General features: G+C 48.6%; 3 protein-coding genes, 1 rRNA gene and 1 pseudogene. 3 read left to right on the top strand and 2 right to left on the bottom strand.

The window, feature by feature from the left end:
* Window positions 1-81, top strand: a 5S ribosomal RNA gene (gene rrf, locus BQ9846_RS17300); the annotation flags it as partial.
* A 149-nt stretch (window positions 82-230) separates the two neighbouring features.
* Here rrf and BQ9846_RS15785 read toward each other — a convergent pair.
* A complete protein-coding gene (locus tag BQ9846_RS15785; protein WP_075882006.1) occupies window positions 231-2,945 on the bottom strand; it encodes a cation-translocating P-type ATPase in 2,715 nt (904 codons plus the stop codon).
* A gap of 549 nt (window positions 2,946-3,494) precedes the next feature.
* Entirely contained in the window at window positions 3,495-3,890 is a 396-nt protein-coding gene (locus BQ9846_RS16640; protein ID WP_144049485.1) for a hypothetical protein, read from the bottom strand.
* Window positions 3,891-4,027: 137 nt separating this feature from the next.
* Here BQ9846_RS16640 and BQ9846_RS15770 point away from each other — a divergent pair, with 137 nt between their 5' ends.
* Both BQ9846_RS15770 and coxB read left to right on the top strand, forming a co-directional pair.
* Complete coding sequence (locus BQ9846_RS15770; RefSeq protein WP_075882004.1) at window positions 4,028-4,204, top strand: DUF2970 domain-containing protein; 177 nt, start codon at window positions 4,028-4,030, stop codon at window positions 4,202-4,204.
* A 117-nt stretch (window positions 4,205-4,321) separates the two neighbouring features.
* Window positions 4,322-5,266: pseudogene (gene coxB / locus BQ9846_RS15765) on the top strand (cytochrome c oxidase subunit II); the annotation flags it as partial.
* Between the last annotated feature and the right edge of the window lie 127 nt (window positions 5,267-5,393).

The raw sequence follows: 5,393 nt of genomic DNA, 5'->3' as shown, positions 1-5,393 counted from the left end.
CTTGCCGAACTCAGCAGTGAAACCGCTCAGCGCCGATGGTAGTGTGGGGCCTCCCCATGCGAGAGTAGGTCATCGTCAGGCACTTATCCGAAAAATCCCCCGGGGCAGCCGCCTCGGGGGATTTTTTGTGGGCAAATAAAGCGTAATGAGAGCCCTTTAGAGAGATAAAAAAGTTAGCTGTAAGGCTGCCACTGCCTCTTAGGTTATTGAGGCAGTGGCAGCGAGCCTTATCAGCCTTTAAAACGGCGCCACATTTTTTTCTCAGCTTCGATAACTAGATAAATCAAGATACTGCTGCTAAGGATGGCTAACCAATGTGTCAAAGAAAGGGCGTCACTACCCAATATAAGCTGCATAAAGGGTAGGTAAGTAAAGGCCATTTGGAACAGCATAACCATGATGATCGCGATCCAAACGGGGCGGCTACCCAATATGCCAGATAGCGATAGAGTGCTGTTGATCAAAAAGCGGCTGTTTATTAAATATGCAGCACTTCCCGTTACGAGCATATTAACGGCACCTGCCCGAGCTAATTCTTCGCTACCGCCCTGGTGGAGAATCCACGAAAACATGCTGAAAACACCGATCAGCAGCAGTACCGAGACGAAAACAACCCGCCAAAGTAAAAAAAGATCGAGCAGAGGCGCTTTAGGATCACGTGGCTTTCGCTGCATTAAGTCCTTTTCTCCTTCTTCAAAAGCCAGTGCTAACCCTAACGTAATGGCGACAACCATGTTGACCCACAAGGCTTGTAACGGTGTGACTGGCAAGATTGAGCCAGACAGCACTGCAAGCATAATGGCTAGACCTTGAGCGCCGTTGGTCGGAAGGATGAAAGTGATTGTTTTGCGAATGTTGTCATAAACTTTACGTCCCTCTTCGACGGCATTCACAATGGTGGCGAAGTTATCATCTGCTAGCACCATTTCAGAGGCGTCTTTAGCCGCTTCCGTACCTTGTACACCCATTGCGACCCCGACATCAGCACGTTTCAGCGCCGGACCATCGTTAACACCGTCTCCTGTCATAGAGCATACGCCGCCCTGTGCTTGCATAGCTTTGACCAAGCGTAATTTATGCTCCGGAGAAGCGCGGGCAAAAACATCAATATCTAAAATGACATCTTCAAGCGCCTGGTCCGACATTGATTCTATTTCACGTCCAGTGAGTGCTTTTTCTGTCTGTGAAAAGCCTAGCTGTTTGGCGATGGCAAGCGCGGTAGAACCATGGTCGCCGGTGATCATGACGGGTCGTATGCCTGCTTGTTGACAAAGTTTTACTGCGTCAATTGCTTCATCCCGCGGGGGGTCAAGAAGCCCAATAATGCCAAGTAGGCGAAGCCCTTTTTCAACATGGTGATGATCGAGACTATCAATGGAGGTAGCACGTCTATCCGCAATGGCAAGTACCCGTAGGCCGCGCGAGGAGAGGTCATGAATGCGCTTTTCCCATTCCTTGTGGTGTATATCAGCGTCGCCTTCCGCGGTGATCACACTGCTACACATTTCTAGAAGCCGGTCTGGAGCCCCTTTTACAAGCACATACTGTGAGTCGCCGTCTTTGTGCAACGTTGCCATGTACTTGTGTTCTGACTCAAAAGGAATGGCATCTAATCGCACAAACTCTTTGCGCAACTTTGCTGTATCGATGCAGGCTTTTTCTGCTGCAACAACTAAAGCGCCCTCCGTTGGATCGCCATGTATTTGATAGCGCCCCTCTTGCTGGTGCAGTTCTGTATCGTTACACAGAGCGCCCGCGCGTAAAAAATACGTTAGTGTCGAGTTTTCTTTTAGCTCAACTCTCTCTTTGTCGCCATTGGATAAAATACGGTGGAAACTGCCATCTGGAGCAAAGCCAATGCCATCAATAAAGTATTGCTGATCGCCTAGCCAGATAGCCTGGGCTGTCATTTCATTGCGCGTTAGCGTGCCGGTTTTATCGGAAAAGATGGTAGAGATAGAGCCTAATGTTTCAACGGCAGGAAGACGACGTATGATGGCTTTACGTCGAGCCATACTCTGGACACCAAGCGCTAAACCAATAGTGACAATAGCGGGTAAACCTTCCGGGATTGCGGCTACCGCTAATCCAACTGCCGCCATAAACATATCGGCCACAGGCTGCTTATGAATTAATGTGCCTAGTAAGGCGGTAATAGCGGCAGCGCCTAAGATGAAAAACGCAAGTACTCTACCTGCGCGATCTAGCTGCTGCAGTAGAGGGGTTTTGATTTGTTCTACCCCACGCAGAAGCTCTGAAATCTTACCGATTTCTGTCCTGCTGCCTGTTTCAACGACCAACCCGCGTGCGTTGCCTTGGACCACAATAGTACTGGCAAACGCCATGCTTCTTCGTTCCGCCAGATCTGTATCGTCTCCGACAGGTTCGGACTGCTTTTCAACGGGAACAGATTCGCCCGTTAGGGCGGCCTCTTCCGTACGAAAGCGTCGAGCTTCAATTAACCGCAAATCCGCGGGAATACGGTCGCCGCTTTCTACAAGTACGATGTCGCCGGGTACTAGTTCTTCAGCAGGTATAGTGGCACGTTTACCGTCACGTAAGACATTTGCTTGGGGAGATAGCATATTGCGTATGCTATCAAGGGCTTGCTCGGCTTTGCCTTCTTGGATGAATCCTATTAGAGCGATGATGACAACAACCCCAACGATAGCGGCTGCATCGATAGAATGGCCAAGAAAAAAACTGGCTACAGCGGCAACAAGCAGGATAAAAATTAAAATATTGTTGAGCTGATCGAACAAGCGTCGGTACCAAGGGCGGCCTTGCTCTTGTTGAAGGCGATTTAGCCCGTATCTTTCAAGACGCCCTTGGGACTCTTGTGTAGATAGCCCCTCAATGGACGAATCTTGCTGCTTAAGTGCTTCTTCAACGCTGGTGCTGTGCCAAAGAGGTTGTGACTCGTTGGAGGAATGACGGCTTTCCATCCTAGAACTCCCTATGATGAACATATGACCGAGCTTAAAGCATTATCATGCTGCACTGCAGTGATCGTGCGCAAGTTAAGATCCAATAAACTATCACTACTGCATGGCTAAAGCCGAAAGGAAAGCCCTATTAGCTACTGGAAAAGAGAAAGGCTTGACAAAGGCAACGCGGGGAAGCGTGAGGTGGGGGTGGTCCTCCCGAGGAGACAAGTCCCAACCCATAAAAAGCATAAATTACTTACTTTGCATCCATAGGAGGGTGCTATCAGCCCTCCGGATTGGTTTGGGGCGGGGGGATTTTGCCGGGAATGCGGTATTCGATTGGGTCGCCTTGGCGCTCCTCATAGCGCTTATTTTCTTCTTGCGCAGGAACGCCAAGCACCGTTTTTCGCTTACCATCGGGCCATGTATAGGTAGTACACCCTGACAGACTAAGCGATAAACTTATAGCCGTAACTGCCAGTGAAAGCTTTAATGTAAGTTTAGTCAAATCTAACCCTCTAACGATATAGAAATCTTTCTAAATTAGTAAGTTAGTAAGTTCATAAATCATATTTCTTCCCAAAGCGCCTTACGGAAATCTAGGCTCAGCTCCGTCACCTTTTTCAGTCTCTCTAGGTGGGCATCAGTCAACCCTTGCATTGCCTCTTGGTAGCAATTGGTGATTTCTTCCGTCGATTTGGGTGAATGCGGATGTGTCAAGAAGCAGCTCGTGATTTTTTCATTGCTCTCTGCGATCGCTTGGCAAAACTGCATTTCCATCTGCATCGCAGTCGATACGCTTTCAAGCCAGGCAAGTTGAACATTGAGGAGCGGTTGACCACTTTGCCAGCTTTGCTCCATCCACCACTGCAATATAGGTTGGCTAATAGAGAGCCATGGTGTTAGTGAACCAGACGCTAGTGAGGGGGAATCAAAAGGGTTTTTATGAGTTGGCGTGGCCATGATGACCTCCAATATGTTGCGTTGAATTTGATCACGAAGGAGTGATCCACACTGAGTATAGTCAAGTACGCGTTGCGTGGTGTCGTCAACCTTTGTCCCAGGTCATGTGATTGAAGAATGGCTCCTCAGGAGGTGGTATGTGGAGGGTGGTAAGGTCTGTTTTAGCCGCTTTGGTAGGGGTTCAGAAAAACCAACACCGTGAAGAGGATTTTAATAGCGATAAACCTATGGCATTTATCGTGACGGGGGTCGTCATCACCATACTTTTTGTGCTGCTGCTAGTTGCTGTTGCACGCCTGGCCGCGAAAGGTTGACAAGTAAATTTAATCATGGCTGTCCGTGACGTAACGTTGATCTGACCTATACTGCAGTTATCTTCGTTAATCCTGACGCCATAAAGCGCAAAAAAAACAATAACAGTGGGGGTGGCTATGCGTTTGTTAAGGCATGGGTGGAGGGGGATTGCAGTTTTACCTTGTCTTGTACCGACGGTTTCCTATGGATGGAATATGCCAGTCGGTGTCACCGATGTGAGCAGTGAAATTTATCGCCTTCACATGACCATATTTTGGATCTGCGTTGTCATTGGTCTGCTTGTCTTTGGTGTGATGTTCTACTCGCTTTTTCGCTATCGCCACTCAAAAGGGGCTAAAGCCGCCCATTTTCATGAAAATACGCTTGTTGAGGTGCTTTGGACAGCGATTCCGGTCTTAATTCTGGTTGGAATGGCAGTACCTGCGACAGCCACCTTGAAGCAGATGTATGAACCTTCTAATGCAGAACTAGACGTCATGATTACCGGTCAGCAGTGGCGTTGGCGTTATGAATACATGGGAGAAAATGTCGCATTCAACTCCAGCTTAAGCACACCACGGCTACAGATTAGCGGAGAAGAGGAGCGTGGGGATACCTACTTATTAGATGTTGATAATCCGTTGGTTCTGCCAATAAATCGCAAGGTGCGTTTTTTGATGACTTCTGATGATGTGATTCACTCTTGGTGGGTGCCTGAGTTAGCCGTTAAGCAAGACACAGTGCCGGGTTTCATTAATGAGAATTGGGTACGTATCAACGAGCCTGGTGTTTATCGAGGTCAGTGCGCTGAACTCTGTGGCATGGATCATGGGTTTATGCCCATCGTAGTCCATGCGATGGAAGAAGAAGCATTCGATGAGTGGTTTGCTGAACGTAAATCGTCTGCGGAGCGAGAAGCAAGCGGTGTTGACCGAGAGTGGGACATTGCAGAGTTGATGGTGCGTGGAAAAGCAACTTATGAGGCCATTTGTGCTTCTTGTCACCAACCAGGAGGAGAGGGATTGCCACCGGCATTCCCCGCCTTGGCAGGGAATGAGCAACTTATTGCAGACCCTGCATGGCAGAGTTATGGTCAAGTCTGGTGTACAGCGGTCAAGCGGCGTTGCTGTCTGATTGATCGGTTAAAGGCTCACCATCCTGGAACTTCACGTTATTCACGACGAGTTCCAGTTTGTTGAACCCGGCTAT

It is taken from the genome of Vreelandella massiliensis (genome assembly GCF_900155385.1).
In the GTDB taxonomy this organism is placed as follows: domain Bacteria; phylum Pseudomonadota; class Gammaproteobacteria; order Pseudomonadales; family Halomonadaceae; genus Vreelandella; species Vreelandella massiliensis.
Note: the sequence above shows the minus strand (reverse complement) of the source record. Positions and strands in the feature narration are given on the sequence as shown.

Excerpts from the sequence above, each read along its gene's own strand:
- BQ9846_RS15785 (WP_075882006.1), bottom strand. The coding sequence starts at position 2,945 with ATGGAAAGCCGTCATTCCTCCAACGAGTCACAACCTCTTTGGCACAGC.
- BQ9846_RS16640 (WP_144049485.1), bottom strand. The coding sequence starts at position 3,890 with ATGGCCACGCCAACTCATAAAAACCCTTTTGATTCCCCCTCACTAGCG.
- BQ9846_RS15770 (WP_075882004.1), top strand. The coding sequence starts at position 4,028 with ATGTGGAGGGTGGTAAGGTCTGTTTTAGCCGCTTTGGTAGGGGTTCAG.